Origin of the sequence: Sphingomonas sp. MS122 (genome assembly GCF_049532975.1) — a bacterium.
Taxonomy (GTDB): Bacteria; Pseudomonadota; Alphaproteobacteria; order Sphingomonadales; family Sphingomonadaceae; genus Sphingomonas.
Map to the genome: position 1 here is coordinate 3,395,369 of NZ_CP186695.1, position 26,076 is coordinate 3,421,444.

Sequence of the window (26,076 nt, forward strand, 5' to 3'; positions counted from 1 at the left end):
CAGGGGCAATCAGCGAGAGGATCATCGTGACGACATCGATTGTGACAAAGCTCTGCGGCGCCGCCCGCTCGAACCGTATGGCCGCTATCGCCGCATTGTCGCTGACGGCCACGTATATCACCGCCCCGGCTATAGCGCAGCAGGCCGAAGCGGCCACCGCGACGGTCCAAGCCGACCGTCCCGGGCCACAGGTTCATCCTGACGTTTTCGGACAGTTCGCCGAGCACCTCGGCACCGGCATCTATGGCGGGATCTGGGTCGGCGAGCGCTCCTCCATTCCCAACGACAAGGGCTATCGGCGCGATGTGCTGGAAGCGCTGAAGGCGATCAAGGTGCCGATGGTGCGCTGGCCCGGCGGATGTTTCGCGGACGAATATCACTGGCGCGACGGGATCGGCCCGCGCAGCCGCCGCCCGGTCAAGATCAACACCAACTGGGGCGGCGTGAACGAGGACAACAGCTTCGGCACGCATGAGTTCATGGGACTGGCGGAGCGGCTCGGTGCGCGAGCCTATGTCTCGGCCAATATCGGCAGCGGCACGCCCGCGGAAACCTCGCAATGGGTCGAGTATATGACCGCCCCGGCGAACACGACGATGCTTGCCAAGGAACGTGCCGCCAATGGGCGCATCGAGCCATGGGGCGTGCACTATCTGGGCATCGGCAATGAATTGTGGGGCTGCGGCGGGAACATGCGTGCCGAATATGCCGCCGACCTCACCAACCGGTACATCACCTTCGCCAAGGCCGGCACCGGTAAGATGCTCAAGATCGCGAGCGGCCCCTCGGACGCCAATTATGAGTGGACCGAGACGATGATGAAGATGTCGGTCAAGCACATCGACGGCCTGGCGTTGCATTTCTACACGCGGCCGCGCGACGAGAAATGGGAGGACAAGGGTCCGGCGCTCGGCTTCCCCGAGCGAGAATGGGCCTCGACGCTTCAGCACACGCTGCAGATGGATGAGTTCATCACCAAGCATTCGGCGATCATGGACAAATATGATCCGCAAAAGCGCGTGATGCTCGCAGTCGACGAGTGGGGCACCTGGTACGATCCGGCGCCGGGGTCGAATCCCGGTTTCCTGCAGCAGCAGAACAGCTTGCGCGACGCGATGGTGGCGGCGCTCAATATCCACATCTTCACTCGCCACGCCGAGCGGGTGAAGATGGCGGCGATCGCGCAGATGGTGAACGTGCTTCAGGCGATGCTGCTGACCGACGGGCCGCGCATGGTGAAGACCCCGACCTATTGGGTGTTCGATCTCTACACGCCATGGCAGGGCGCAACGAGCCTTCCGGTCGAGCTCAAGGCACCCTGGTATCACAAGAACGAGGTCGCGATCCCCGCGATCAGCGTGTCCGCGGTACGCGACACCGCGGGCGCGGTGCATGTCGCGCTGGTCAATGTCGATCCGAACCGGGCGTTTCCGGTCACGATCGATCTTCGCGGGGTGCAGGCAACGGCGGTGACCGGGCGCGTGCTTACCGCTGGCGCAATGGATGCGCATAACAGCTTCGACCAACCCAATATCGTCGCGCCGACGACGTTCGGGGGGGCAACCATCGCTGATGGGCGGCTTTCAGCGACGCTCCCCGCGAAATCGGTGGTGGTGCTCAAGCTGAACTGAGCGGCGTGACGGCCAAATACAGGAGAGAATCGATGCGACGTGCAACCATCCCCCTCGCGATCCTCAGTGTGTGCCTGGCGGCCTGCAATAGCGGCGCCGACAATCGCGCCGAAACCGAAGCGAACGCCAGCGCCACCCGGGCGCCCGACGGCCGGCAGTATCTGGCGCAGCCACTGGTGACTGAAATCTACACTGCGGACCCGTCCGCGCACGTCTTCGACGGCAAGATCTATGTCTATCCCAGCCACGATATCGATGCCGGCGTTCCCGACGACGATCTCGGCAATCAATATGCCATGCGCGACTATCGCGTCCTGCGCATGGACCAGATCGGCGGACCCGTGACGATCGGCCCGGTCGCGCTCGACGTAAAGGACGTTCCCTGGGCCTCGCAGCAGATGTGGGCGCCCGACGCCGCCTATAAGAACGGCACCTATTATCTGTATTTCCCCGCCCGCGACAAATCGAAGGACAAGAACGGCCTCGGCGCCTTCCGCATAGGGGTCGCTACGTCCAAGAACCCGATGGGACCCTTCGTCCCCGAGCCGAACTATATTCCGGGAAGCTTTTCGATGGACCCGGCGGTGTTCACCGACGACGACGGGACCAGCTACATGTATTTCGGCGGTATCTGGGGCGGCCAGCTTCAGCGCTGGAAGAATGGCGTCTACGATCCCAACGGCTCGGACACCGATCTGATGCAGGACGACCAGCCCGCCATTTCCGGCAAGGTCGTGCGCATGAATCCCGACATGAAGACCTTTGCCGAGCCGGTGCGCGACGCCGTGATCCTCGACGAGAGGGGCCAGCCGGTGAAGGGCGGCGATCACGATCGGCGCTTCTTCGAGGCATCATGGGTCTTCAAGCGGGGCGGGAAATATTACTATACCTACTCGACCGGCGACACGCATTTCGTGAACTATGCGATCGGCGACAATCCCTACGGTCCCTTCATCTACAAGGGCCATATTCTCGCACCGGTGCAGGGCTGGACGTCGCATCATTCGATCATCGAATGGAACGGCAAGTGGTGGCTGTTCTATCACGATACGCAGCTCAGCAACAAAAACCATCTGCGAAGCGCCAAGGTGACCGAACTCAAGTTCAACGCCGACGGCACGATCCCGATGATCAACCCGTTTCGTCCCTGATGGATTGTCGGTGCTCGAGAGAAGCATCCCGTTCCCGCGCAAGGACGGACAGAACAGAGTGGAGAGAGGCATGAGCAATCATCACAGCCCGATGGGAGCCGCCGGCTCGATCCGGCGATGGCCTGGGCGACTGATTGCGGCGGCGCTGGCGATTGGCCTGACGCCGATCAGTATGGCGCGAGCGCAAGACGATCGGATGACGCCAATCGAGATTCCGGCCCAGCCGGACGTGATCGAGCTTGGAACCGGTCCGTTGCCGGGAACGACCGCCAAGGAGACCTGGCATACCCAATATGGCAGCACATTCGCCCGCAACGTCACGATCGCGACGCTCACGCCGTTCCTGCCCGATCCCGCGAAGGCGACCGGCGCCGCGGTCGTGGTGGCGCCCGGCGGGGCCTTTCGGACGCTGTCGATGGAGAATGAGGGCTGGGACGTCGCCCGGGCGCTCGCGGCGCGCGGCATCGCGGCGTTCGTCCTGAAATACCGCCTCAATCCGACGCCGAGTGACATGCCGGCGTTCGAGCGTTCGATGCGCGAGCTGTTCTCGGGCGCCGCCCGCCCACCTCGCGCGGATCCCGAACAGGCGCGGGTGCGGTTGGCGCCGCAGATCGCCGATGCGCGCGCGGCGTTCGCGCTCATCCGCCGCCGGGCCGGCGAGTGGCGCGTCGATCCGAACCGGATCGGCATGATCGGCTTTTCCGCGGGCGCGATGCTCACCATGGCGACCACGCTTGCGGGCGAGGACGCGAAGCCGGCGTTCATCGCCAATATCTACGGCCCGCTCGCGCCGGTGGCGGCGCCGGCGGACGCGCCGCCGCTGTTCGTCGCGCTCGCCGCGGATGATCCCATATTCGCGAACGGCGGGTTCGGCCTGATCGAGAGCTGGAAGGCGGCAAAGCGCCCCGTCGAATTCCACCTCTATGAACAGGGCGGGCACGGCTTCGGCATGTACCCCAAGGAGACGACGAGCACCGGCTGGTTCGATGCGTTCGCCCGCTGGCTGGCCATGCACGGTTACCTGAAGGCGGCCCGTTAGCGGTTAGCGAGCCTCGCGCTCGCGCGATCGGCACCAGCCGCGCCAAAGGGCGGCTTCGATCCAGGTCATGCCCGTGCCCGGTCCCTTACGCCGGCAGGCGGTAAGGGGCGCGGTAGCGGGGCGTGATCAGGGCGTTGGCTTCGGCGTCATCCTTGAACTGGCCCGTCGCGGCGTCCCAATGGACCTTGCGGCCGGTGCGCCAGGCGACGTTGCCCATCTGACAGACGATGGCCGTGTTGGCGGCCGATTCAATCGGGCAAGCGGGCGTGCGCGAGCGGTCCTTCATGCAGGCGACGAAATCCGCCATATGCCGATCGAGCCCTTTGTCCGACGCCTTGGTGACAGGAATTTCCCGGGTCAGCGGCTGGCCGTCGCGCATCTCCGGCGAGACCCACCATTTGTCGCGGTCCACCACCAGCGTGCCGGTTTCGCCCACAAAGGCCACGCCATGGTCGCCGCCGCCGAAGGGGCCGCGGCTGATGCCGACCGCATGTTCCCACTCCACCGAATAATTGCCGAAATCGAAGATCGCGGTCTGGGTGTCCGGCGTCTCCATCGCCGAGCCCGGATAGCCATAGGCGCCGCCCAGCGAGCTGACGGAGTTCGGCGCCTGAGCCTTCATGCCGAGCAGGGCGATGTCGATCAGGTGGACGCCCCAGTCGGTCATCAGGCCGCCGGCATAGTCCCAATACCAGCGCCAGGTGAAGTGGAAGCGGTTGGGGTTGAAGGGGCGCTGCGCAGCCGGGCCAAGCCAGCGGTCATAATCGACCCCCGCAGGCGGCGCCTGATCCGGCTGCGGAGGGATGTTCTTCATCCAGCCCATATAGGCCCAGGCCTTGACCTTGCGCACACGGCCGATGCCGCCGGAATGGACATGGGCGATGGCATCCGCCCAGTGCTGGTTGCTGCGCTGCCACTGGCCGACCTGGATCACGCGGCCGTGGCGCTGCTTGGCGGCGACCATGGCGCGGCATTCGGCGATCGAGTTGCCGAGCGGCTTTTCGCAATAGGCGTCCTTGCCCGCCGACATCGCGTCGATGAGCTGGAGCGCGTGCCAGTGGTCGGGCGTGGCGATGATTACCGCGTCCACCGACTTGTCGTCGAGCATGCGGCGGTAGTCGTCGTAGAGCCGAGGCGCGCGCCCGGAAACCTTCTGCAGCTCCGCGCCGCGCTCGGCGAGGACCCTGGCATCCACGTCGCAGAGGGCGACGGGGGTAACGTCGGCGTTCTTCATCATCGCGGTGAGATTCGCCCAGCCCATGCCCTTGCAGCCGATCAGGCCCACCTGGATCTTGTCGTTGGCGGACACGCGGCGGCGGCCCTGCGCGAAGGCCTGGCCAAGCGGCGCAAGCGTAGCGGCCGAAGCGGCGAGGCCACCGACGAGAAGAGTGCGGCGATCGAAGCTGGCGGTCATGTTGGTCTCTCCTCGATTATCCAAAGATTGTCGGCGGCACGGCGTCCGCCATCGCGCGGAACCCGGCGGGATTGGGGTGCAGCCCATCCCCCGAGTCGAACTGCGGGGCAAGATAGGCGGGGCGCGTGGGGTCGCGTAGCGCATGATCGAAGTCGATCACGCTGTCGAAATTGCCGCACGTGCGGATCCATTGGTTGATGGCTTGGCGGGCGCGCTCAGCAGCTTCGGTCGGACGATAATAGTCGTTGCCCATGAACGGCAGGATCGTGGCGCCATGCACCTTCAACCCCCGCGCACGGGCACGCGCGACGATCTGCGCATAGGCCCCTGTCAATTGTGCGACGAGCGCGCGATATTGCACGTCCGTCGCGGGCTTGTCGCGGCCGAGCGTGCCGAGGTCATTTACCCCTTCGAGCAGAATCAGATGCGCGACGCCGGGCTGGGCCAGCACGTCGCGGTCCAGCCGCGCCATCGCGCTGGGCCCCAGTCCGTCCAGCAGCACGCGATTGCCGCCGATCCCCTGGTTAATCACGGCCCGGCGTCCGCCGAGCCGCCGCGCAAGAAAATCGGTCCAGCGATCATTGCCGTTAGTCGTCGAGCCGCGGCCGTCGGTGATCGAGTCCCCCAGCACAACGATGCCGCCGCGCGCCGTGCAACTCGTCACTTCGATGCCAGACAGCATGTGCCAGCGGTCGATGCGAGTCGCGGCCGGAAGATCGGTCGCGGCGGTCATGTCGCCCTGGACATGATAGGAGGTTGCGCGCGAGCCGGGATGCGCGGTCTGCGCGCCACGCGCATCCATCACGCGGATGCTGACGGCGAGGTCGTCGAATGCGCCGATCGGCAGCGTGACCGGGTCGCTCAACCAGTCGCTGCCCGGCGGAACGACCGCGCCGGGCGCGCCCGCGAACCGCAGCGTCCGCAGCGTCTGCGGATGGATCCGTGCGCTCCCGTTTCCGGCCGAGCGTGCGATCGTCACGGCACCGATGCGGAGCGGCGCGTCTCCAAACACATTCGAGATGCGCACGCGCACCTGATTGCCGGCGATCGAGCTGCGCACGATCTGGCGTAAGGTCGTGTCCGCCAGCGCCTCGGCCGGCAGCGCATTGGCGGCATCGGGGCGCATCTGCGCCGACGTCCAGGCCGCACGCCACGGACACGCCTGCGCGGCGGCGGGAACGGCCGAGACAAGCGCGATGCAGCCGAGCACCGTCGATCCGATCAACAAGGCGGCACGATGGGAACGGCGCATCAAGCGATCTCGAGCGTGACGGCCCGGAGGTTCCGGCTGTCGGGGCCGGTCATGATCTCGAACACGCCGGGCTCGACCACTTCCTTCATCTGGTCGTTCCAGATGGCAAAGGCGTCGGGACCAAGCTCGAGCTTCACCGTGCGCCGCTCGCCCGGCCGCAGCGTCACGCGCTCGAAGCCACGGAGCGCCTTGATCGGCTGCGTGACGGAGGCGACCTGGTCGCGGATATAGAGCTGCAGCACCTCGTCACCGGTGCGCTCGCCGACATTGGCGACGTCCACCTCGACCGTGACGCTGCCGCCGACCCCGATGCGCGGCGCGGACAGGCGCGGCTTGCCGAGTTCGAAGCGGGTGTAACTGAGGCCATGGCCGAACGGGAACAGCGGGTCGGTGGATTCGAACAGGTAACCGCGCCGTGCCGACGGCTTCGCATCATAATAGACCGGCACCTGGCCGACATGTCGCGCGACGCTGACGGGCAGCTTGCCGCCCGGATTGACATCACCAAACAGCGCGGCCGCCATGGCATGCCCGCCCTCCTGCCCCATGTACCAGCATTCGAGCATCGCGTTGGCGCCCGCCGCCACCGCCGGCCAGGACGGGGGCCGGCCGTTGATCGCAACCACCACCACCGGCTTGCCCGTCGCCTTCATCGCGGCAAACAGCTCATTCTGCTCCCCGACCAGGTCGAGATCGGCGCGGTCGCCGAGGTGATTCTTGGCATAACCCTCGCGGCTGGTCTGCTCGGTATCGCCGATCGCGAGCAGGATGACGTCGGCGGTACGCGCCAGCGCCGCCGCCTCCTCGATCAGCTGGCGGTTCCGCGCGGGATCGGCGAGCAGGATCTCGTTTGCGCTGCGATCCTCGCTCTGGGTGATGAACACGCCCTGGGCGTGCACCACCTCGGCCTTGCCGGCGAGCCGCGCGCGCACGCCCTCAAGCAGCGATACCGGGTTGCGCGGGATCGACGAATAGCCCCCGAGACGCGCGATGGCGGCATTGGGCCCGATCACCGCCACGCGTTTGTGCGCGCCCGGGGTCAACGGCAGCGTACCGTCGTTCGTGAGCAGCGTGATCGCCTTCTCGGCCGCCTCGCGCGCCAGCGCCAGCGCCTCGCCATTGGCGGTCAGCCGTGTTGCGGCGCGCGGATCGACCGGCCCCGCCTCGAACAGCCCGGCACGGAACTTGAGCGTCAGCATGTGGCGGCACGCCCGATCGATCAGCGCCATCGGCACCTTGCCCGCGCGCACCTGCGCCGCGAGCCCGCCATAAGCCTCTCCGTCGGGCAAGTCGCAATCAACCCCGGCGAGCAGCGCCAGATGCGCCGCGCCGGCCAGGTCGGGCGCCACCTTGTGGAAGGTCGCCAGCTCGCCGATCGCGGCATAGTCGCTGACGATCGCGCCGTCGAAGCCCCATTCACCGCGCAGCACGTCACCCAACAGCCAGCGATTGGCGTGGCTCGGCACGCCGTCGATCTCATTGTACGAGGGCATCACCGCGGCGACGGCGGTCTGCGCCACGACCTTGCGGAAGGGCGGGAAGAAGCGTTCGCGCAATTCCCGCTCGGCGAGCGGCGCGGGCGCCACGTTGACGCCGCTCTCGGGCTGGCCGTGGCCGGTCATGTGCTTGAGCGTGGCGAACACCTTGCCTGGCGCCAGAATCTTGCTGTCGCCCTGCAGCCCGCGCACTGCCGCGACGCCCATCTCGCCGCACAGATAGGCGTCCTCGCCGAAGGTCTCCTCGATGCGGCCCCAGCGCGGATCGCGCGCGATATCGACGACCGGCGACAGCGCGAGCACCGTGCCATGGGCGCGCACTTCGCGCCCGATCACCGCGCTCACGCGCTGCATCAGGCCGCGGTCGAACGTGCCGGCGAGCGCGATCGCCTGCGGGAAGCTCGTCGCCTCCGGCGCCATATAGCCGTGCAGCGCCTCTTCGTGGAACAGGATCGGGATGCCGAGCCGCGTGCGCTCGCGCGCCCATTTCTGCGCGGCGTTGACAAAGGCGATCGTGTTGGCGGGCCGGCGCCACCGCCCGGTGCCGTCGGCCGCACTGTTGTCCGCGGTCGCCGCCCCGCCCCGATCCGACGGCCGGGCGATCTGGCCGATCCCGTGCGGATGCGCTGCGTCGGCCTTGACGGAGTCGAAGGCGAGCGCCGCATCCATCACCTCGCGCTTGCGCCGGGACAGGGTGACGAGCTGCGCGATCTTTTCATCCAGCGTCATGCGCGACATGAGGTCGCGGACGCGCCGGTCGATCGGCGCGCGCGGGTCGCGATAGACCGGCTCTGTCGCCGCCGCACGCGCGGTCAAGGGAAGGAAAGCCAGAGAGGAGGCCGCGCCGCTCCAGCGCAGGAGATTTCGCCGCGACAGCTTCGGCGCACCTGTGGCAGCTCGACCGTCGCGCATGCAATATCCCTCCTTCGAGGCGACATTGCTGTTGAAGCCGCCCTTATGATAGCGATAACATGCCTGGCCAGAACCGAGCTTGTCAACGGCCGTGGAAGAACGATGGGAGGATGCGATGAAGGCGCGGGCCTTTGCCGGAGTGATTGCCTTGTTGCTCGGGCTGTTCGCCAGCGCACCGCCGATCGCTGCAGCACCTCTCGATGACGGCTATGACCTGTGGCTGCGCCATGCTTCCGCCGGTGATGCTGCGGTCGAGACGCGCGGCGATTCGCCGACGCTCGCGGTCGCACGCGACGAGTTGCGCCGCGGGCTGGGGACTGCCGCGGGTCCCGTGATGCTTGCCAGGGCCAGCGATACGGCACTCGCTCCGCTTCGCTTGCGCACCACTTCGCTCGGGGACGAAGGCTATATCGTTCGTCGCGCCGCGATTGGCGGCCGAATGGTCACGCTGGTCACCGGCAACAGCGATCGCGGCATTCTCTACGGCGCCTTCGCGTTATTGCGGCATCTCGGAACCGGCGGCTCGATCGAGCGGATCGATCTCGTCTCGGCGCCAGCGGTGCGGCTGCGCCTGCTCAACCATTGGGACAATCTGGATGGCCAGGTGGAGCGCGGCTATGCCGGCCATTCGCTATGGGACTGGTGGAACCTGCCGGACGTCAAGGATCCACGCTATGTCGATTACGCGCGCGCCAATGCCTCGATCGGCATCAACGGCAGCGTGCTCAACAACGTCAACGCCAAGGCGGAAAGCCTTACCCCCTTCTATATCGCGAAAGCCGCGGCGCTGGCGGACGTGTTCCGCCCATATGGCATCAGGGTCTATCTCTCTGCGCGCTTCTCGGCGCCGGTCGAGCTTGGCGGGCTGAAGAGCGCCGATCCGCGCGATCCGCAAGTCGCCGCCTGGTGGAAGGCCAAGGCCGACGAGATCTATCGCGCGATCCCCGATTTCGGCGGCTTTCTGGTCAAGGCGAACAGTGAAGGCCAGCCGGGCCCGCGCGATTACGGCGCCAGCCATGCCGACGGCGCCAACATGCTCGCAGCGGCGGTGAAGCCGCACGGCGGCGTCGTGATGTGGCGCGCCTTCGTCTATGCCGACACCGATCCCGAAGATCGCGCGAAACAGGCCTATACCGAGTTCAAGCCGCTCGATGGCAAGTTCGCCGACAATGTCATCGTTCAGGTCAAGAACGGCCCCATCGACTTTCAGCCGCGCGAACCTTTTCACCCCCTTTTCGGCGCCATGCCGGCAACGCCGCTGATGATGGAATTCCAGATCACCAAGGAATATCTCGGCTTCGCCAGTCACCTTGTCTATCTCGGCCCGTTGTTCGAGGAAGTGCTCGACGCCCGCACCGGCGGGCGGGCGGGTGAGACCGTGGCGAGCGTCCTCACCGGGAAGGGCGCGCGCCCGCGGCTGACCGGCATGGCGGGCGTCGCCAATATCGGCAATGCGCGCGACTGGACCGGTTCGACCTTCAATCAGGCGAATTGGTATGTCTTCGGGCGGATGGCATGGGATCCGGGGCTCGGCGCCGAGGCGATTGCGCGCGAATGGACGGCGCAGACCTTCGGCAACGATCCGGCGCTGATCGATATCGTCACCCGCATGATGATCGCTTCGCGTGAGGCGGTGGTCGACTATACCGGCGCGCTTGGCCTCGCCCATTTGTTTGCAATCGGCCATCATTATGGACCGGGGCCGTGGATCACGGATCTCAAACGGCCCGAATGGAACCCCGTCTATTATCACCGTGCCGGCCGCACCGGCATCGGCTTTGATCGCACGCGCAGCGGCAGCAACGCCATCTCGCAATATGCCCCGTCGATCGCGCGGATCTATACCGATCCCGGGAAGACGCCCCTCAATGAGCTGCTGTGGTTCCACCACCTGCCATGGACCTATCGCGTCTCGACCGGCCGCACGCTATGGGCGGAGCTGGTGTGGCGCTATGATCGCGGGGTCGCCACCGTCGGCGATCTGCGGCGCCAGTGGGACACGCTCAAGCCCAGGATCGACGCCGGGCGCTGGGAGAAGCAGGCCGCACTATTGCGCGTGCAGGAGCGCGAGGCGATCTGGTGGCGCGATGCCAGCATCGCCTATTGGATGTCGCTCAACCAGCTGCCGCTGCCCGAAGGCGTGCGCCCGCCCGAGCACGATCTCGAGTGGTACAAGGCGCAAAGCTTCCCGTTCGCGCCCGGCAACCCGCATTGAGCTTCTCACTTTCGCGCACAAGCTATCCCGAAATGCGCAGCCTTACTCGAGCGACCGAGTCCGACGACGTCATGAAAAGCGACCGGCCGTCCTCGCCGAAACAGCAATTGGCAATCGCCTTGCCGGTCGCGATCAGGCCGAGCTTGCGGCCCGCGGGGGAGAGGATGTGGACACCGCCGGGACCCGTCGCGAACAAATGCCCGCTCCGCGCCGCCTTCAGCCCGTCGGGAAGGCCGGGCAGCTTCCTTGCGACCTCTGCTGTGAAGTCGGCGAATGGTGCCAAGCTGTCCGCCGGCGAGCCGTCTGCAGCGAGCGGACACGCAAAGATGCGCGGGTCGGCGGGGTCGGAATTGCTGACATAGAGCCGATCCTGCGCGGGGGAGAGGGCGATGCCGTTGGGGCGCGTGAGGCGACGCTCGACCAAGGCGAGACCGCTGCCGTTCGGACGCATACGGTAGACGCCATTGAATTCCAACTCCTTGAGCGGCGAGGCGTCGCCTTCACTCAGGCCATAGGGCGGGTCGGTGAAGTAGATCGTCCCGCCGCGCCCGATCACCACGTCGTTGCAACTGTTGAACCGGTGCCTGGCATAGTGGCTCGCTAGGACCGTCCGGCGTTTGGTCGCGAGGTCCAGACGGACAATGGCGCGCGTGCCCGAATCCGCGATGAGCAACGCGCCCTGCGCATCGAGGGTCATGCCATTCGATCCAGCCTCTCGAATCCCCGCGGGGATTGGGCCGGCAAGGCCGGAGGGATCTAGGAAGGGCCGTGCGCCTTCGCCTTCCTCCCAGCGATAGGCAATATTGGCGGGTACGTCGGAAAACAGCAGATACGCCCCCTGCTTTACCCAGACCGGCCCTTCGGTCCATCGAAAGCCGGTGGCGATCACCTCGATCGGACTCGCCGGATCGATTATCTGGTCGAGCTCGGGATCGAAGCGGGTGATGCCCCCCACCCTCTTGCCCAGCGCCGAAGCGGACGCGAACGGAAGTGCAGCGATACTTCCCAACAGTCCCCGGCGTGTCGTCACGAACGTTCCCTTTCATCAGGCAAAGCGCCAGAGCAGCAGCGTGCCCCGGCTCGCCAATTATGCGAGCGTGATCGCCCGGCGCTCGCGCGCGGACCGGTAGATCGCCTCGATCAGCCGCATGTCCCTGAGCCCCTCTTCGCCCGATGCGCGCAACGCAGTGCCGGACAGCACGCTTTCCGCCAGATGGTCGAGCTGGGCAACGAACTGATCCTTGGCAGGCGCCGGCAGCGTCACGTCGTTGATCCGGCCGCCCTCGCGAGTCCGCATGCGGTGCCCTGCATAGGATGTGGCCGGCTCCAGCTCCACCCAGCCGCGGTTCCCGGTGACGCGGAAGGCGTTGTGGCCCGAGCTGTAACTCGAAACACAATTGGCGATTGCGCCCGAGGGGAAGCGCATCTGCCAATCGATGCGGTCCTCGACCGTACGGAACCGCTCGTCATCGCGGTCGGTCGATTCCATCGCGCTGATTTCGACCGGCTCCTCGCCGGACAGATAGCGCGCGGCGTTGAGGCTATAGATGCCGATGTCCATCAACGAACCGCCGCCCGAAAGGGCGCGATCGAGCCGCCATTGGCCGGGCCGGGCATAAAAGCCATGTTCCGAGGTGATCAGCGTTGGCCGCCCGGCAAAGCCCGATCTCACTAGCTCGACCGCGTGGAGGTTGTACCGCTCGAAGTGGCAGCGATAGCCGATCATCAGCTTGCGACGCGCCGCCCGTGCCGCCGCGATCATCGCCTCGCATTCGGCGGCGGAAACCGCCATCGGCTTTTCGCATAGGACGTGCTTGCCCGCCTGGCTGGCGCGGATCGAATATTCTGCGTGCATGCTGTTGGGCAGCACGACATAAACCAGGTCGATATCGGGGTTGTCGCGAATCCGATCGTAGCCGCGATAGTCGTACCAATGCGTCCGCGGGATACCATATTGCGCGCCGAATTTCTCGAGCTTCTCTGGCATGCCGCTGACCAGCGCCCTGAGCTCGGCGAACTCGCACTGGGCGAGGCGCGGCATGATCTGCTGGGTCGCATAGCTGCCGAGGCCGACCACCGCATAGCCGAGCTTGCGCTTGCCCTGCGTCCAAGCGGATGCGCCGCCCAACGCGCCCGCGGCGAGGCCCGCGCCAATGCCTCCCAGCACCTTCCGGCGTGCAACGATGCTCATGCTCCGTCTCCTTCACGCATATTTCCATCTCGAACACGCCCGTCGCACGGATATGCGCCCGCCGCACCAAGTCCAGTTCGTTGCGGCACACGGGTGATCGTCCGCTTCCTTCCGTCATTCTCGAACCTAGACGATTCCGCGCTCAAGGAAAGAAACGGAGACGCACTCAGGTGCCGGGCGCGCACCGCGACAGCGGGCTCGACATGCTTACAATGCCATATGCGTCAGCTGCCCGAACTGCTGGAACGAAGAACTCGAGGTTCGCTTTGGTCAGTTCAAATGGCGACCCATGAGGCACAAACCTGCCTGGGGTCCTTAAGCTCAATGTAGGTGACTTTGTGCCGTTGAGCATTGTCGTGCATTGTTATCCGTTGTGGCATATTGAGCAGCTGATCATACACGGATGCAGCCAAGTACCTGTTAATGCTACCTAATATGCCACTCCGGGAGCCTCTTAATCAGCGGGTCCTAGGTTGGAGCCCTAGTGCGTCCACCACCTTCTCCTAGAGAAAACAGCTACTTACGCCGTGAAGATAGCCGTTCCGTGGCAGCGCTCGACGCTGGCGATGACCACGGGCATGTCGCGCGGGTCGTAGGTGCCCGCGTCGATCCCCGTTCGGCAAAGCGTGCCGGGTTCGGTTCGATTGCTCTCGGTCCATTTTGCTGTCTATCGCGACAGCGGTGCGTGCCGGCGCTAGCGGCCGGCACGCACCGCAACGATCAATGATGCGTCGCGCTGGTGCCGATCGGGATGCGCCGACCGCGGCGCGACTCCTGCGATCTGGGCATCCGAACGGTCAGCACGCCGTCGCGGAAGTCCGCTTCGCACTTGCTCTCGTCGGCGCCGTCAGGCAGCGCGACCGAGCGTTCGAAGCGTCCGTAATAGCGCTCCGACCAGCCGCGGTCCTTGTCCTCGTGTGCGCTCTTCTTCTCGCCGCGCAGCGTCAGCACGCCGTCATGGACGGTGAGCTCGACGTCCTTCTCGTTGAGGCCCGGCAATTCGGCGGTGATGGTCACCCGGTCGTCGGTCTCCTTTACTTCGAGGCTCGGCCAGCCGACACCGGCGCCCCGCGACAGCGCCGTGCCGCCAAGCAGCGGCGCGCGGAAGAAGTCGTCGACCAACCGGTCCATCTCACGGCGGAGCTGGACGAAAGGGCTGCGCTCGTCGTCGCGGAACAGCGCAGGCGCCGTGCTTTCCTCGCGGCGCCACGGAATCAGATCACGCATTGCCATGGTTCTTCTCCTTGGAATTCATCTCCCATTGGCTGGCGAGGGCCCGCCGCCCTTACGGCGCGGCGGGTCCGGTTCGGTCTCAGGCAGTTTCGAGCTGCCTGGTTTCTTCCCTGCCCTTCGAGGTGGCGTCCTCGACGCGGCGCGCGTTGTCGCCGCTCGAGCCGATCGCGATCTTCCGCGGCTTCATCGCCTCGGGGATCTCGCGAGCCAGCTCGATCGAGAGCATGCCGTCCTGAAGGTCCGCATTCTTCACCTGGACATAGTCCGCCAGGCCGAAGCGGCGCTCGAAGTCGCGCGCGGCGATGCCGCGATGGATATAGCGGCTGTCGTCGTTGTCCTTCTTGCGGCCGGTGACGAGCAGCATGTTCTGCTGCGCGGTCACTTCGATCTCGTCGGGGCGGAAGCCCGCCACCGCTATGTCGATGCGGTAGCGGTCCTCGCCGTCGCGGACGAGGTCGAACGGCGGATAGCCGTCGGTGATCTGCGTTGTGAGGCCGTTCTCGAGCAGGTCGAACAATCGGTCGAACCCGACAGTGGAGCGCCGGAACGGCGTAAAGTCGTAATTGGTCCTCATATCCAGGTCCTCCTGTGAGCAACGAGTCTATGAAGATGCGTCCGAGAGAGCGGACGCTCTCCATACCGGATCCGTGCCGGCATCCGGCAGCCTTTATCTGGTTCAGGCGAAGCGACTTTCAAGACGTTTGCCGGCAGCGAGGAAATGATCGAGAAGCCGCTTGCGGTCGGCGAAGGTCCAGCCAAGCGCCTCGAGCTCGATCGGGCTCACCGACAGCAGCGCGAGCGCGAATTCCATGACGTCGTCGAATGGCAGCACGAGATGTACCGCCCGTCCGCCACGCTCGCGCCAGCGCCGAAAGAGGGTGCGGCTCATTGTATCGAGATGACGCCATCGACGGCACGCCACTCCGCCGGCCGGATCAAGCGTTCGTGCTCAATCCGGACCGAATGGAGTGCAGCCTCGATCTCGCGCCGCCAATGATCGAGGAAGTCGAGCAGCACCGGGAAGCCGGGCGCCAGATCATATTCCTGCCATGCGAACAGCTGCAGCAGCGACGGCGCGTCGGGGCGGTGATAGTGAATCTCGGCGAAGGTCAGCCCATAGCCGTCGAGCTGCGCGAGCAAGGCGCGGTCGGTCATTGCCGGGTCGCCCCGTCGGCTCCTTGCTGGCCGTCGAGCGCACGCAAGGCGGCGAAGACCTCGTCGACCGGCACGGCGCGCCGCGCGCCCGGCGGCTTTCGCAATGCGGGCGTGTCGGGAACGGCGGATCGATCGGATGCCCAGCGGGCGAGAATGGCGCGCTTGACCTCGGGCTCGAGGCTGGGATGACGCGCGACGTCGAACGGATGAAGAAAGCGGGAGATTGGCTGCGACACGGCTGCCCTCCTTTCCTAGCTGTCGCTCCTTTCGTTGGGCCGACTTGGCCCGATGCCAGAATTTGGTCGGACGGGCGCGAGGGTCAAGACCCGGGGGAACGCGCCCTTCGAACCGCGGCTTTTGGCACTGAGTGCCAACGAGTGCCAAAAAATCTCGTTCCGGGCCTTGAACGGAAAAATCGGCTTTCCTAATTCGCCGCCGCTGACGCCCTGCAGGGCGCCGGTGACATCACATCCACGTTTTGCATTTGGAGGTTATGCATGCATTTCCGCCCCTTGCACGACCGTGTGGTCGTTCGCCGCATCGAAGCCGAGGAGAAGACCTCGGGCGGCATCATCATCCCCGACACCGCCAAGGAAAAGCCGCAGGAAGGCGAGGTCGTCGCCGTCGGCCCGGGCGCACGCGACGACAGCGGCACGCTGGTCGAGCTCACGGTGAAGCCGGGCGACCGCATCCTGTTCGGCAAATGGTCGGGCACCGAGGTCAAGATCGATGGCGAGGAGCTGCTCATCATGAAGGAGAGCGACGTCCTCGGCGTGATCGAGACGATCACCGAGCTCAAGCAGGCGGCGTGACCGCTCATCCCTCAATCTTCAGGAAGGACACGGAAAGGAGTTGGCCAGATGGCTGCCAAGGAAGTGAAATTTGCGTCGGACGCGCGTGACCGCATGCTGCGCGGCGTGGATACGCTTGCGAACGCAGTGAAGGTGACGCTGGGCCCCAAGGGCCGCAACGTCGTGATCGAGAAGAGCTTCGGCGCGCCGCGCATCACCAAGGACGGCGTCACCGTCGCCAAGGAGATCGAGCTCGCCGACAAGTTCGAGAACATGGGCGCGCAGATGCTGCGCGAGGTCGCCAACAAGCAGAACGACCAAGCCGGCGACGGCACCACCACCGCGACCGTGCTCGCCCAGGCGATCGTGCGCGAGGGCTCGAAGGCCGTCGCCGCGGGCATGAACCCGATGGACGTCAAGCGCGGCATCGACCTGGCGGTGGGTGCGGTGGTCAAGGACCTCGAGGCGCACGCGAAGAAGGTCAGCGCCAACAGCGAGATCGCCCAGGTCGCGACCATCTCCGCCAATGGCGACGCCGAGATCGGCCGTATCCTCGCCGAGGCGATGGAAAAGGTGGGCAACGAGGGCGTGATCACCGTCGAGGAGGCCAAGAGCCTGGAGACCGAGCTCGAGACGGTCGAAGGCATGCAGTTCGACCGCGGCTATCTCTCGCCCTATTTCATCACCAACACCGAGAAGCTCCGCGTCGAGCTGGATGATCCCTACATCCTGATCCACGAGAAGAAGCTGTCGAACCTGCAGGCGCTGGTGCCGCTGCTCGAGAAGGTGGTGCAGTCGGGCCGGCCGCTCCTGATCATCGCCGAGGATGTCGAGGGCGAGGCGCTGGCGACGCTGGTCGTCAACAAGCTGCGCGGCGGCCTCAAGGTCGCGGCGGTCAAGGCGCCCGGCTTCGGCGACCGCCGCAAGGCGATGCTCGAGGATATCGCCATCCTCACCGGCGGCAACGTGGTCAGCGAGGATCTCGGCACCAAGCTCGAGAACGTCACCGTCGCGATGCTCGGCCGCGCGAAGAAGGTCGTGATCGACAAGGACAACACCACGATCATCGACGGGGTGGGCACCAAGGCCGACATCGACGGCCGCGTCGCGCAGATCCGCCAGCAGATCGAGACCACCACGTCCGACTATGACCGCGAGAAGCTGCAGGAGCGGCTCGCCAAGCTCGCGGGCGGCGTCGCGGTGATCCGGGTCGGCGGCGCAACCGAGGTCGAGGTCAAGGAGAAGAAGGACCGCGTCGACGACGCGCTCCACGCCACCCGCGCGGCCGTGGAGGAAGGCATCCTGCCGGGCGGCGGCATCGCGCTGCTGCGCGCGCTGAAGGCGCTCGATGGGCTCAAGGCGGCCAATGACGACCAGCAGTCCGGCATCGACATCGTCCGCCGCGCGCTGCGCGCCCCGGCCCGACAGATCGCCGAGAATGCCGGCGAGGACGGTGCCTATATCGTCGGCAAGCTGCTCGAGCAGAACGACTACAACCAGGGCTTCAACGCTGCGACCGGCGAATATGAGGACCTGGTGAAGGTCGGCGTCATCGATCCCGCAAAGGTGGTTCGCACCGCGCTGCAGGATGCCGCATCGGTGGCTTCGCTGCTGATCACGACCGAGGCGTTGGTCGCCGAGCTTCCCAAGGAAGAGAAGCCGGCACCGGTGCCGTCGATGGACTATTGATCAACAAGAGTGGGCTCGGTCATTGGCCGAGCCCACGTTCCGCGATGATGGCGGCTCAAGCAGTCCCGTCGTCGCTGGAACAATCACTCTTATATGGGTGCCGACGCCGGCGGTTTTGAGCGCCCGCGAGGCCGAAAGCTTGGGGCTCCACAGGACCGGAGGCAAAGCGCCCCAAATTCGGTCATTTCGGCAGTTCGAGAATACGGCCGGGAGCTATCGTTCGTCCGACGATGTGGCGAGCCATCGAAGATCGCCAACGATCTGCAAGGCTTTGCTGAACTCGCCGTAGGGTTTGCTGGGTAGAGGGCAAAGTACCTTCGATCGCTGCCCGATGCCCCCGCGGACCAGGCCCATGGAGCGAGCGCGCTGAGGAACGCAGGCTATGACGCCGGACTCGGACTGGGCGGCTTCGTTCTCGGAGCACTCGCCGCCACCTCGGGCTATGCCGCCGCCTTCGCGCTCACCGGCGGTGGAATTCCAGTGGTCGCCCTGCTCATCTTCCGGCTTTTCGAAGCGCCGAGAGCGGCGTGCTGAGGCGCGCTCCCGTGACCGTCTCCCTTTCAGCGATTCGATCGCGTGATGCGCACAGGCCTCGTGTCGCCGCGCATCAGTTGATGATTTCGGCCCGCTCGTCTGCGCGTAATGCGGCCAGTCGTTCTCTCCACAGCTGCAGTGCTTCGGGCGTCAACCTGGTCCAATGCGCGATTTCGCCGGTGACCTTGAGCGGTGCGCTGCTGCGATACGATCGCGTGGGGTTGCCCGGAAATTTCTTGTCGGTCACGTTCGGGTCGTTCTCGAACGGCCCGGTCGGTTCTACGACATAAACGCGCGGGACCGCGCCGCGGCCGGTGAGTTCCGCCGCGATTTCAGCGGCGAGTCCGGCACCGTCCGCAATCGCAGTGAAGTAGATGTGGTTCATCACCACCTCAGGACGATAGTTCGACCGGTATCCTGGGTTAAGGAAGTCACCGACGCGCAAATCCGCGATCGTGCCGTGAAAGAACGGCCCCTCGTCCAACACTTCAGTCATCATCATCGTCCTTGTCTGGTGAGTTTGCTTGCCGGTGAGCCAAGGGTTCCACATCCGCGGCCGGGTGTTCGCGGACAGCCTGCTTTATGAGCCCAGTCGATTGATCGTCTCAAAAGGCCGCCAGATCAGATTCCGCGACGGAACCCGCTCATCGCAGCGTCCGATCGAACAGGTCGAGCGCTGCCCGGATCGCATCCCGATGCGCGCTCTCCTGCGCCGTCGCGTCCCGACAGACCGGAAGGGTCTGGACCGCCGTCGCGGAACAGGTGGCGAGGAAGCTGTAGTGCGTGACAGCCGGAAGGATCGCCACCGTCGCTCCAGGAATCAGGCCCTTGGCGACCAGCGCATGCGTCGCCGGAGGCACCGTCACGTCGGCCGCGCCCGCCATGATCACCACGGGCTCGCGCATGGCCCGAAGGCTTGCCGGCGTCAGGGGCTGCACCACCGGGGCCATGGCGAAAACCGCCTTGACGCCCGGGACGGAGTGATCCTCCCCCGCCCTGGCACGCTCGCCCGCGAGCGCGGGGCTCGCGAGCGTGGCGATCGCCTGTTCGTTGCTCAGCGCGAACTCCAGCTGCGGCTTGCAGGTCCCGTCTTCGGGATGGTCGCGGCAGAACCGGACCATGCGCGCGGGATCGGTGCGCGCGCCTCCCGCAACGAGCGCGGTCAGCCCGCCGATGGAGAAGCCTGCCACGCCAATGCGCGTCGCATCGACATGCGACGACAGCTGCGGATCGGCGAGCACAGCAGCGAGCGCCACCTTCAAGTCGTCGGCCCTGCTCCACCAGAGCACCGATCCGGCGGCGGTCGGCCGATCGATCCCGTTATTTCCTGGGTGATCTACCGCGACCACGACATATCCCTGTTCCGCGAGAGCGAGGCCGAACCAGCCCATCATTCGGGCCGAGCCGCCGAAGCCGTGGGAGACGAGGACGACCGGACGCCTGTCACTGTCCGCGAACGGCGCATCCGGCGCGACGGTGCCAATCCTGAAGAGAGGGACGTCCGGCGGGAAGTCGATCGAGCGCTCCGTCGTGCCGGCCTTCGCCGGATACCATATCGTGACCCTCAGATCAGAACGGCCCTGCGCGTCCCGAACTGCGGCGCTCGGCTGGGTGGCGAGCCGGCGCTGCTCACCCACCGTTGCGGACGCGGGCGCGACGGCAAGCAAGCAGAGCGCCACGGCCATTCTGATCAGCATTTTGCGGTCATCCTATGGCGATTGGGGTTTGGGCCGCGGCTGTTCGGCGCACAGTCCGTCAATGTAGAAATCGAGGTGACGGTGCGCGAGCGCGCGCTCCTCGTCGACCGGCAGTCCGACTGCCAAGGGCCGCGCGAAACGGATCAACGCGAACACGATGTCCCGCTCGGACAGGTCACCGCGGAGTGGCCCTTCTCGCACGGCGCGGCCGACGAGCGATTCCATGAGCGCCGCCGCGCGGACCCGGAGATCCGGCCATTCCGGCTTTTCCAGAAGGGGGTGGAGGATGTTCACCACCCCGATCCCGTTATCGAGGGCGACGTGCATGTACTGGCGGAGCGCATCGACACCGTCCGGAACGGTTTCGACCAGCGCTTCTCCGGCGCTGATGCTCTTGTCGAGCGCGTGACGCGCGGCGGCGTGAAGCAGGGCCTGCTGATCCGGGAAATGCCTGTAGAGGGTGCCGATGCCGACGCCGGCGCGCGCGGCGATCGTATCTCGCGCCGGCTCGCCGCCAACCTCCAGCACCAGCTCGACCGTCACTTCGATTAGCCGTTGCCGGTTCCGTTGCGCATCAGCCCGCATCCCGCACCCGCCTACCCGCCGATCCACTGACGCACCAACAATCGGAGGATATTCCTCCGTTTGTTCAATTGTCAAGGCAACAAGACCTGTCGGATCAGCCGGCTCTCGCTCCATGCGAAAAAATCCGCCAGCTGAGCAGCTCCAAGTGGACCGTGAGACGACAGGCTGTGTCGGTGGGGATAGCAGCAGATAACCGCCCTTCAGCCGGCGATGGCAGGTACCCATCCTTGTCAAGCCCTGCACCTCGCCCTATGGCGCCCCATAACCGCCGGAGAGCGGTGCAAGACGGTTATTCCGCAGGAGATGATGATGACGAAAGGCCTTTTCGCGCTGGCCGCGTGCATCGTGGCTAATTCGATGCCCGCCACCGCCACCGACAATCCATTCGCCAAGGAGGAGGCAATGCTTCGCCTCGGTGGACTCGATCTCTCGACCGCCGAAGGCCAGCGGCGCCTTGCGATCCGCATGGACCAGGCGGCACGCGCCGTCTGCGGCGATCGCTTGTCCAGCGTGCACCTTGCCTCGGACGCGCGTGCGCGTGAATGCAGGACGGCGGTGATCGCGGACATGCGTGCGGAGGTCGAAGCCCGCGCGGCGGTCTCGGACAAAGCCGCCCGGACGCAAATCGCTTCGAACCGCTGAGCTACGGTCGCCCGCTCCTCGGACGACACGAGGGGCAACTCCGCGCGATTGTCGCGGCAGGCCTCGTTATACCCACCCTCGATATTACGTTTGCTACAGCAAGTAACACTCCATATGACGAACATATGGATAGCGTTGCAGCGGAGAACATGGCGGCAAATCCATTGCCGGGCGCATCTTCTCTCAATGTGAAGAGGCCACTTCCGGGTGTCGGCACACCGTATCCGCGTCAATCGCCGGGCATTCGTTCGGCATGACCGCCGCCCAAACGGTAACGCTGGAAGCCCAAGCGAGGGCGGCGATCAAGCGCGGCGACTTGCCGGCCGCCGCGCGCGCTGCGCAAGCGCTCGTCTCGTTGAATTCCGATCAGGCGGCAGGTTACTTCCTGTTGGGCATCGTCGCCGCTGAAGCCGGGCAGATCGCCAGGGCGGTTCCGCTCATCGAGGCTGCATTGGAACGCGGGCCGGAGGCGGAGCATCTGGCTCAGCTGGCCAAGCTGCTCATCCTGTTGCGACGCGATGGCGAAGCTGCGGATGCAGCGGAGAAGGCAATGGCGATGGCGCCAGTCGATCCGCTCACGCTCGACACCATTGGATGCGTGCTGGTTCGACTGGGGCGCCACGAGGAAGCGATCGCGCCATTCGCCGCCGCGATGGCAGGCGAACCCGGCAATCTCGAGTATCGCTATAATCTGGCAACAGCTAAGGGCTTCACCGGCCGGGTGACCGAAGCCCGCGCGCACTATGAGGAGATCCTGGCGCAGGATCCGGCGAACGCCCGCGGACATTACGCGCTCGCCATTCTTTCCCGCCAGACCGCCCAGGCCAATCACATTCCCCGACTGCAAGCCGCACTGACCGCCGCGAACAGGCCCGAAGATGTGCTACGCATCCGCTATGCCCTGGCAAAAGAGCTGGAGGATGTCGGGGATGCCGGTGCCTTCCGGCACCTCTCCGCCGCCAATGCCGAGCACAAACGTACGATCCGCTACGATTTCTCGCAGGACGCAGCGATATTCGACGCGATTGAAAGGCTGTTTGCCGATGGCACGTCTCCTGTCGAGGGTTTGGGCAACCCCGATCCCGCGCCGATCTTCGTGGTCGGCATGCCGCGGACCGGCACGACGCTGGTCGATCGAATTCTGTCGTCACACCGCGACGTCGGCTCGGCTGGAGAGCTGCAGGCAATGCCGCTGGCGATCAAACAACTCGTGGGAACGCCTTCCCGCGTCGTAATCGACCCGGCCACGATCGCTGCAAGCGGAGCCGTCGATACCGCGGCGATCGGCGACACCTATCTGGCGCGCGCCGCCCATCATCGGCCCACAAGCACCCCGCGGTTTACGGACAAGCTGCCGGCGAACTTCCTCTACATCGGCCATATCGCACGCGCGCTGCCCAATGCCACGATCGTCTGCCTGCGCCGCAACCCGATGGATACCGTGTGGAGCAACTACAAGAACCTCTTTGCCAGCCAGTCCGCCTATTACGCCTATTCCTATGACCTGATGGATACAGCGCGATATTATGCGCGCTTCGACCGCTTGATGGGCTTGTGGGAAAGCCTGTTCCCCGGGCGAATTCTGCAGCTATCCTATGAACGGCTGGTTGCCGACCAGGAAGGGCAAACGCGGCGCCTACTCGAGCATTGCGGTCTCGAGTGGGACGAGGCCTGCCTCTCGTTTCACGAAAACAGCGCCGCGGTGGCGACGCCCAGCGCAGCGCAGGTCCGGCGCCCGCTCAACGCCGACGCGGTAGGAAGATGGCGCGCCCACGAAGAGGCGTTGCGTCCGGTCGCGGCCTGGCTGGAAGCGCAGGGAATCCGCATCGAATAGCGCCGGCGATCCTTCCGCCCGACATCCCCGGAAGGGGAGCGCCACCGTTCCCGGCAGCGCTCCCGCACGCTTCGTAGAGTTCAGAACTTGAAGCGGCTCTCGATGCCGAAGGTGCGCGGACTGATCACCGTCTGCCGGTAATAGCGCACGGCGACACCGTCGTTGACGCCGATCCGCGAACGATCATTATCGACTGCGGCCACCGCATATTTGTCGAAGATGTTGTTCGCGAACAGCGTGAAGCTGTACTTGTCGGTTTCGTACGTCAAAGACGCGCGGTGCAGCACGTAGCTCGGAAGCTTGTCGCCATAGGCGCGGTCCCAGCCCAGCCGTGTGACGACGTTGCCACGATAGGTTGCGGTCCAGTTGGCGATCAGATCCCCGTCCAGGACAGGCCGAGTGTAGGTCGCGCCGAGGCTTCCGGAATTCTTCGCCGAACCAGGCAGGCGATCGCCGGCCAGCGCGTCGAGCTGGACGAAACGATTTGAATAGTCGCCGGGCGTCTCGCGAATGGTGAGGATGCCCGGCACGTCCTCGGTCAGCTTGGCGTCGGTGTAGGAATAGGTACCCTGAATCGCCAGTTCGCGTATCGGCCTGACCTGGAACGAGGTTTCGAAGCCCCTCGACCTGGCCGTGCCTCCATTCACCGTGATCCCGGTTGCGCCGTTGACGGTGGCGGACGCGACCTGGATGCCCTCCCAATCGATATTGAAGACGTTGAAGTTGAAGCTCAGCTTGCGGTTGAACAGCTGTGCCCGCAGACCGACCTCGATGTTCTTGGTCGTATCCGGGCCGTATTGAAGCTCGTCCGGCAGGGCGCAGATGTTCTGACCTGGCGGCAAGGGATCCTGGCAAGGTGCGACAGTGTTCGGGCCGCCGATACGATAGCCCTTGCTGTAGGTGGCATAGAGCATCAGGTTCGGCGTGAAATTATAGGACGTGTTGAACTTCCATACCCAGCCGTCCTGCGTATCCTTCCCACCATTCACGGGCAGATCGTAGGGGCTGAGTGGCTGGCCGAGCAGCGGCAGCGTCGCGGCGCCCGCGATCTCCGAGGTATATTCGAAATAGCGCGCGCCCGCGGTGACCTGCCATTTGGGCGTCACCTGGAACGTGCCCTCGCCGAAGACCGCCTTCTCGGTCACCTTCGATGTGGTGTAGGAGACATATTCGAGTTCATCGGGATTGCTGGCGGTGTCGACCCATGGATGGTTGGGCACGTGCTCGGCATAGTCGCGCTGCAGCTTCTGCTCGTTGTAGAAACCGCCGACCACCCAGCGGAACGGCCCGCCATGACGCGAAACGAGGCGGACTTCCTGGTTGAACTGCTCGCGTTCGGTGTCGGTTTCATTCCAGCCCGAGAAAGCCGGAAACAGCTCATAGTCATAGTCCAGGTCGAGAAGCAGATCGGTGACGTCGCCCCGCGCCCTGGTCCGGACATTCGTGTAGGCCGTGGTCGAGACGAGATCGACGATGTCGGCGATGTTCGCGTTGATTTCCATGCTGGCAAGATGTGCGCGGCGCGTCACCGGCTCGGTGTAGCGGCCGCCATATTCATACCTGCCCGTCCCGAGCACGCCGGCGCTGTTGGACTGGGTGCCTTCGGTCTTCGTCCTCTGGAACGCATAGGTGAAGATCACCTTGAAGTCTTCGGTCGTCTGGAACAGCAGCTGGTTGCGCGTGGTGAAGGTGCGCTCGAAGTTGAGATCCTTGCGCCTGTGGAGGTTCGCGGCGTAGCCCGCATCGGAGATGCTGTCGGGGCCGTCCGGCTGCGGCAAGGACACACCCGGCACCTGCAGCAGGAGCGTGTAGTCGATGAAGCCGGGATCGTAATAATAGCCGGTGGCCGAACGGAAGGCGATGTGATCGGTGACGATCGGCAGGTTGATGACGCCGTCAAGCTGGTATCCCGCCTTTCCGCTATGGTCCTTGCCGTAGAAGCGGCCATGCACTTCGCCCTCGATGTCGGTTACGTTCGGGCGCTGCGGAATATAACGGATCGCGCCGGCCAGGGTGCCGAGGCCGTAAAGGGTGCCCTGCGGCCCGAGCAGGGTCTCGACACGTTCGAGGTCGAGAAGCTTGAAATCATAGTAGAGCGGAACCTCGCCCAGATAGACGCCGAGCGCGGTATCGGCATCGGCGCCGAACGAATCCTGGTCCGAAGCGCGAAGACCGCGCAACACGATCGTTCCGGTCGAGCGCGGGCCCGTGTCGGAAATGGTCATGCCGGGGGTGAAATCGGAAAGGTCGCGCACATCGTCGATGCGCTGTTGTTCGAGTTCCTCGCCGCTGATCGCCGAAATGTTGATCGGGGTATCCATGATCGTCGTGCTGCGGCGCGTGCCGGTCACGACGATCGTTTCGTCATCCGTGACGGCGGAAGTCTCCTGGGCCGACGCATGCGTGGCGAACGCCATTCCAGTGAACATGGTGGCGGAGAGAAGGCTCAGCTTTAGTTTTGCGAAATCCGTCATATCTTACCCCCCTGATTGGGCCAAAGTTCCTCCGCGCCCTGGCGGATGCCAGAACCCGATTGACTTTTGATTCCAGGATCTTGCGCTGTCTCAGTCGCCGTTTTTCGGCTTATGGACTGGCCCGCTTGTTGCTCGACCTAT

General features: G+C 65.2%; 22 protein-coding genes. 8 read left to right on the forward strand and 14 right to left on the reverse strand.

The features are described from left to right. The first annotated feature begins 77 nt into the window (after nucleotides 1–77). The 3 genes from ACO227_RS16530 (at nucleotide 78) to ACO227_RS16540 (ending at nucleotide 3,821) form a co-directional block, all read left to right on the forward strand. Complete coding sequence (locus ACO227_RS16530; protein WP_423603210.1) at nucleotides 78–1,631, forward strand: alpha-N-arabinofuranosidase; 1,554 nt, start codon at nucleotides 78–80, stop codon at nucleotides 1,629–1,631. 32 nt (nucleotides 1,632–1,663) lie between these two features. Beyond that, nucleotides 1,664–2,782, forward strand: coding sequence for a glycoside hydrolase family 43 protein (locus ACO227_RS16535; protein ID WP_423603212.1), 1,119 nt, complete (start codon nucleotides 1,664–1,666; stop codon nucleotides 2,780–2,782). A 172-nt stretch (nucleotides 2,783–2,954) separates the two neighbouring features. Beyond that, nucleotides 2,955–3,821, forward strand: coding sequence for an alpha/beta hydrolase (locus tag ACO227_RS16540; RefSeq protein ID WP_423603213.1), 867 nt, complete (start codon nucleotides 2,955–2,957; stop codon nucleotides 3,819–3,821). A gap of 85 nt (nucleotides 3,822–3,906) precedes the next feature. Here ACO227_RS16540 and ACO227_RS16545 read toward each other — a convergent pair whose 3' ends face one another. Genes ACO227_RS16545 through ACO227_RS16555 form a run of 3 tightly spaced genes read right to left on the reverse strand, consistent with a single transcriptional unit; the run spans nucleotide 3,907 to nucleotide 8,895 of the window. After that, nucleotides 3,907–5,235, reverse strand: coding sequence for a Gfo/Idh/MocA family protein (locus ACO227_RS16545; protein WP_423603214.1), 1,329 nt, complete (start codon nucleotides 5,233–5,235; stop codon nucleotides 3,907–3,909). A 16-nt stretch (nucleotides 5,236–5,251) separates the two neighbouring features. Continuing rightward, on the reverse strand, nucleotides 5,252–6,487 hold the full coding sequence (locus ACO227_RS16550) for an SGNH/GDSL hydrolase family protein (RefSeq protein WP_423603215.1): 1,236 nt from the start codon (nucleotides 6,485–6,487) through the stop codon (nucleotides 5,252–5,254). Further along, entirely contained in the window at nucleotides 6,487–8,895 is a 2,409-nt protein-coding gene (locus ACO227_RS16555; RefSeq protein ID WP_423603216.1) for a glycoside hydrolase family 3 N-terminal domain-containing protein, read from the reverse strand. The genes ACO227_RS16550 and ACO227_RS16555 overlap by 1 nt, the downstream gene beginning before the upstream one ends. A 115-nt stretch (nucleotides 8,896–9,010) precedes the next feature. Between ACO227_RS16555 and ACO227_RS16560 the strand changes: the two genes are divergently transcribed. Next, nucleotides 9,011–11,110, forward strand: coding sequence for an alpha-glucuronidase family glycosyl hydrolase (locus tag ACO227_RS16560; protein ID WP_423607391.1), 2,100 nt, complete (start codon nucleotides 9,011–9,013; stop codon nucleotides 11,108–11,110). A gap of 22 nt (nucleotides 11,111–11,132) precedes the next feature. Here the strand turns inward: ACO227_RS16560 and ACO227_RS16565 are convergent, their stop codons facing one another. The 7 genes from ACO227_RS16565 to ACO227_RS16595 form a co-directional block, all read right to left on the reverse strand. Then, nucleotides 11,133–12,065, reverse strand: coding sequence for an SMP-30/gluconolactonase/LRE family protein (locus ACO227_RS16565; RefSeq protein ID WP_423603218.1), 933 nt, complete (start codon nucleotides 12,063–12,065; stop codon nucleotides 11,133–11,135). 132 nt (nucleotides 12,066–12,197) lie between these two features. After that, complete coding sequence (locus ACO227_RS16570) at nucleotides 12,198–13,301, reverse strand: Gfo/Idh/MocA family protein (RefSeq protein ID WP_423603220.1); 1,104 nt, start codon at nucleotides 13,299–13,301, stop codon at nucleotides 12,198–12,200. A 720-nt stretch (nucleotides 13,302–14,021) separates the two neighbouring features. Beyond that, nucleotides 14,022–14,528, reverse strand: coding sequence for an Hsp20/alpha crystallin family protein (locus ACO227_RS16575; RefSeq protein ID WP_423603221.1), 507 nt, complete (start codon nucleotides 14,526–14,528; stop codon nucleotides 14,022–14,024). 85 nt (nucleotides 14,529–14,613) lie between these two features. Continuing rightward, nucleotides 14,614–15,108, reverse strand: a complete 495-nt coding sequence (locus ACO227_RS16580) for an Hsp20 family protein (RefSeq protein WP_423603222.1) — start codon at nucleotides 15,106–15,108, stop codon at nucleotides 14,614–14,616. 102 nt (nucleotides 15,109–15,210) lie between these two features. Continuing rightward, nucleotides 15,211–15,423 carry a hypothetical protein gene (locus ACO227_RS16585; RefSeq protein WP_423603223.1) on the reverse strand — a complete coding sequence of 71 codons (213 nt, stop codon included), beginning with the start codon at nucleotides 15,421–15,423 and terminating at the stop codon, nucleotides 15,211–15,213. Continuing rightward, entirely contained in the window at nucleotides 15,420–15,689 is a 270-nt protein-coding gene (locus ACO227_RS16590) for an usg protein (RefSeq protein WP_423603225.1), read from the reverse strand. The genes ACO227_RS16585 and ACO227_RS16590 overlap by 4 nt, the downstream gene beginning before the upstream one ends. Then, a complete protein-coding gene (locus ACO227_RS16595) occupies nucleotides 15,686–15,925 on the reverse strand; it encodes a hypothetical protein (protein ID WP_423603227.1) in 240 nt (79 codons plus the stop codon). The genes ACO227_RS16590 and ACO227_RS16595 overlap by 4 nt, the downstream gene beginning before the upstream one ends. Nucleotides 15,926–16,186: 261 nt before the next feature. Between ACO227_RS16595 and groES the strand changes: the two genes are divergently transcribed. Continuing rightward, nucleotides 16,187–16,501 (forward strand): co-chaperone GroES, encoded by a 315-nt coding sequence (gene groES / locus ACO227_RS16600; RefSeq protein WP_423603228.1) that lies wholly within the window; start codon nucleotides 16,187–16,189, stop codon nucleotides 16,499–16,501. 48 nt (nucleotides 16,502–16,549) lie between these two features. Further along, nucleotides 16,550–18,169 (forward strand): chaperonin GroEL, encoded by a 1,620-nt coding sequence (groL, locus tag ACO227_RS16605; protein WP_423603229.1) that lies wholly within the window; start codon nucleotides 16,550–16,552, stop codon nucleotides 18,167–18,169. 607 nt (nucleotides 18,170–18,776) lie between these two features. On the opposite strand, the gene arr is transcribed toward groL, so the two are convergent. The 3 genes from arr to ACO227_RS16620 all read right to left on the reverse strand — a co-directional run bounded on the left by arr (nucleotide 18,777) and on the right by ACO227_RS16620 (nucleotide 20,985). Further along, nucleotides 18,777–19,205, reverse strand: a complete 429-nt coding sequence (gene arr, locus ACO227_RS16610) for an NAD(+)--rifampin ADP-ribosyltransferase (protein WP_423603231.1) — start codon at nucleotides 19,203–19,205, stop codon at nucleotides 18,777–18,779. Between the two features lie 142 nt (nucleotides 19,206–19,347). After that, nucleotides 19,348–20,400: an alpha/beta hydrolase family protein gene (locus ACO227_RS16615; RefSeq protein ID WP_423603232.1), complete on the reverse strand. Its 1,053-nt coding sequence runs from the start codon at nucleotides 20,398–20,400 to the stop codon at nucleotides 19,348–19,350. Nucleotides 20,401–20,412: 12 nt separating this feature from the next. Beyond that, entirely contained in the window at nucleotides 20,413–20,985 is a 573-nt protein-coding gene (locus tag ACO227_RS16620) for a TetR/AcrR family transcriptional regulator (RefSeq protein ID WP_423603234.1), read from the reverse strand. A 303-nt stretch (nucleotides 20,986–21,288) separates the two neighbouring features. Between ACO227_RS16620 and ACO227_RS16625 the strand changes: the two genes are divergently transcribed. Both ACO227_RS16625 and ACO227_RS16630 read left to right on the forward strand, forming a co-directional pair. Then, nucleotides 21,289–21,627, forward strand: a complete 339-nt coding sequence (locus ACO227_RS16625) for a UrcA family protein (RefSeq protein WP_423603235.1) — start codon at nucleotides 21,289–21,291, stop codon at nucleotides 21,625–21,627. A gap of 253 nt (nucleotides 21,628–21,880) precedes the next feature. Beyond that, nucleotides 21,881–23,461 (forward strand): tetratricopeptide repeat-containing sulfotransferase family protein, encoded by a 1,581-nt coding sequence (locus ACO227_RS16630; protein WP_423603237.1) that lies wholly within the window; start codon nucleotides 21,881–21,883, stop codon nucleotides 23,459–23,461. Nucleotides 23,462–23,541: 80 nt separating this feature from the next. Here ACO227_RS16630 and ACO227_RS16635 read toward each other — a convergent pair whose 3' ends face one another. Continuing rightward, nucleotides 23,542–25,890: a TonB-dependent receptor gene (locus ACO227_RS16635; RefSeq protein ID WP_423603238.1), complete on the reverse strand. Its 2,349-nt coding sequence runs from the start codon at nucleotides 25,888–25,890 to the stop codon at nucleotides 23,542–23,544. Between the last annotated feature and the right edge of the window lie 186 nt (nucleotides 25,891–26,076).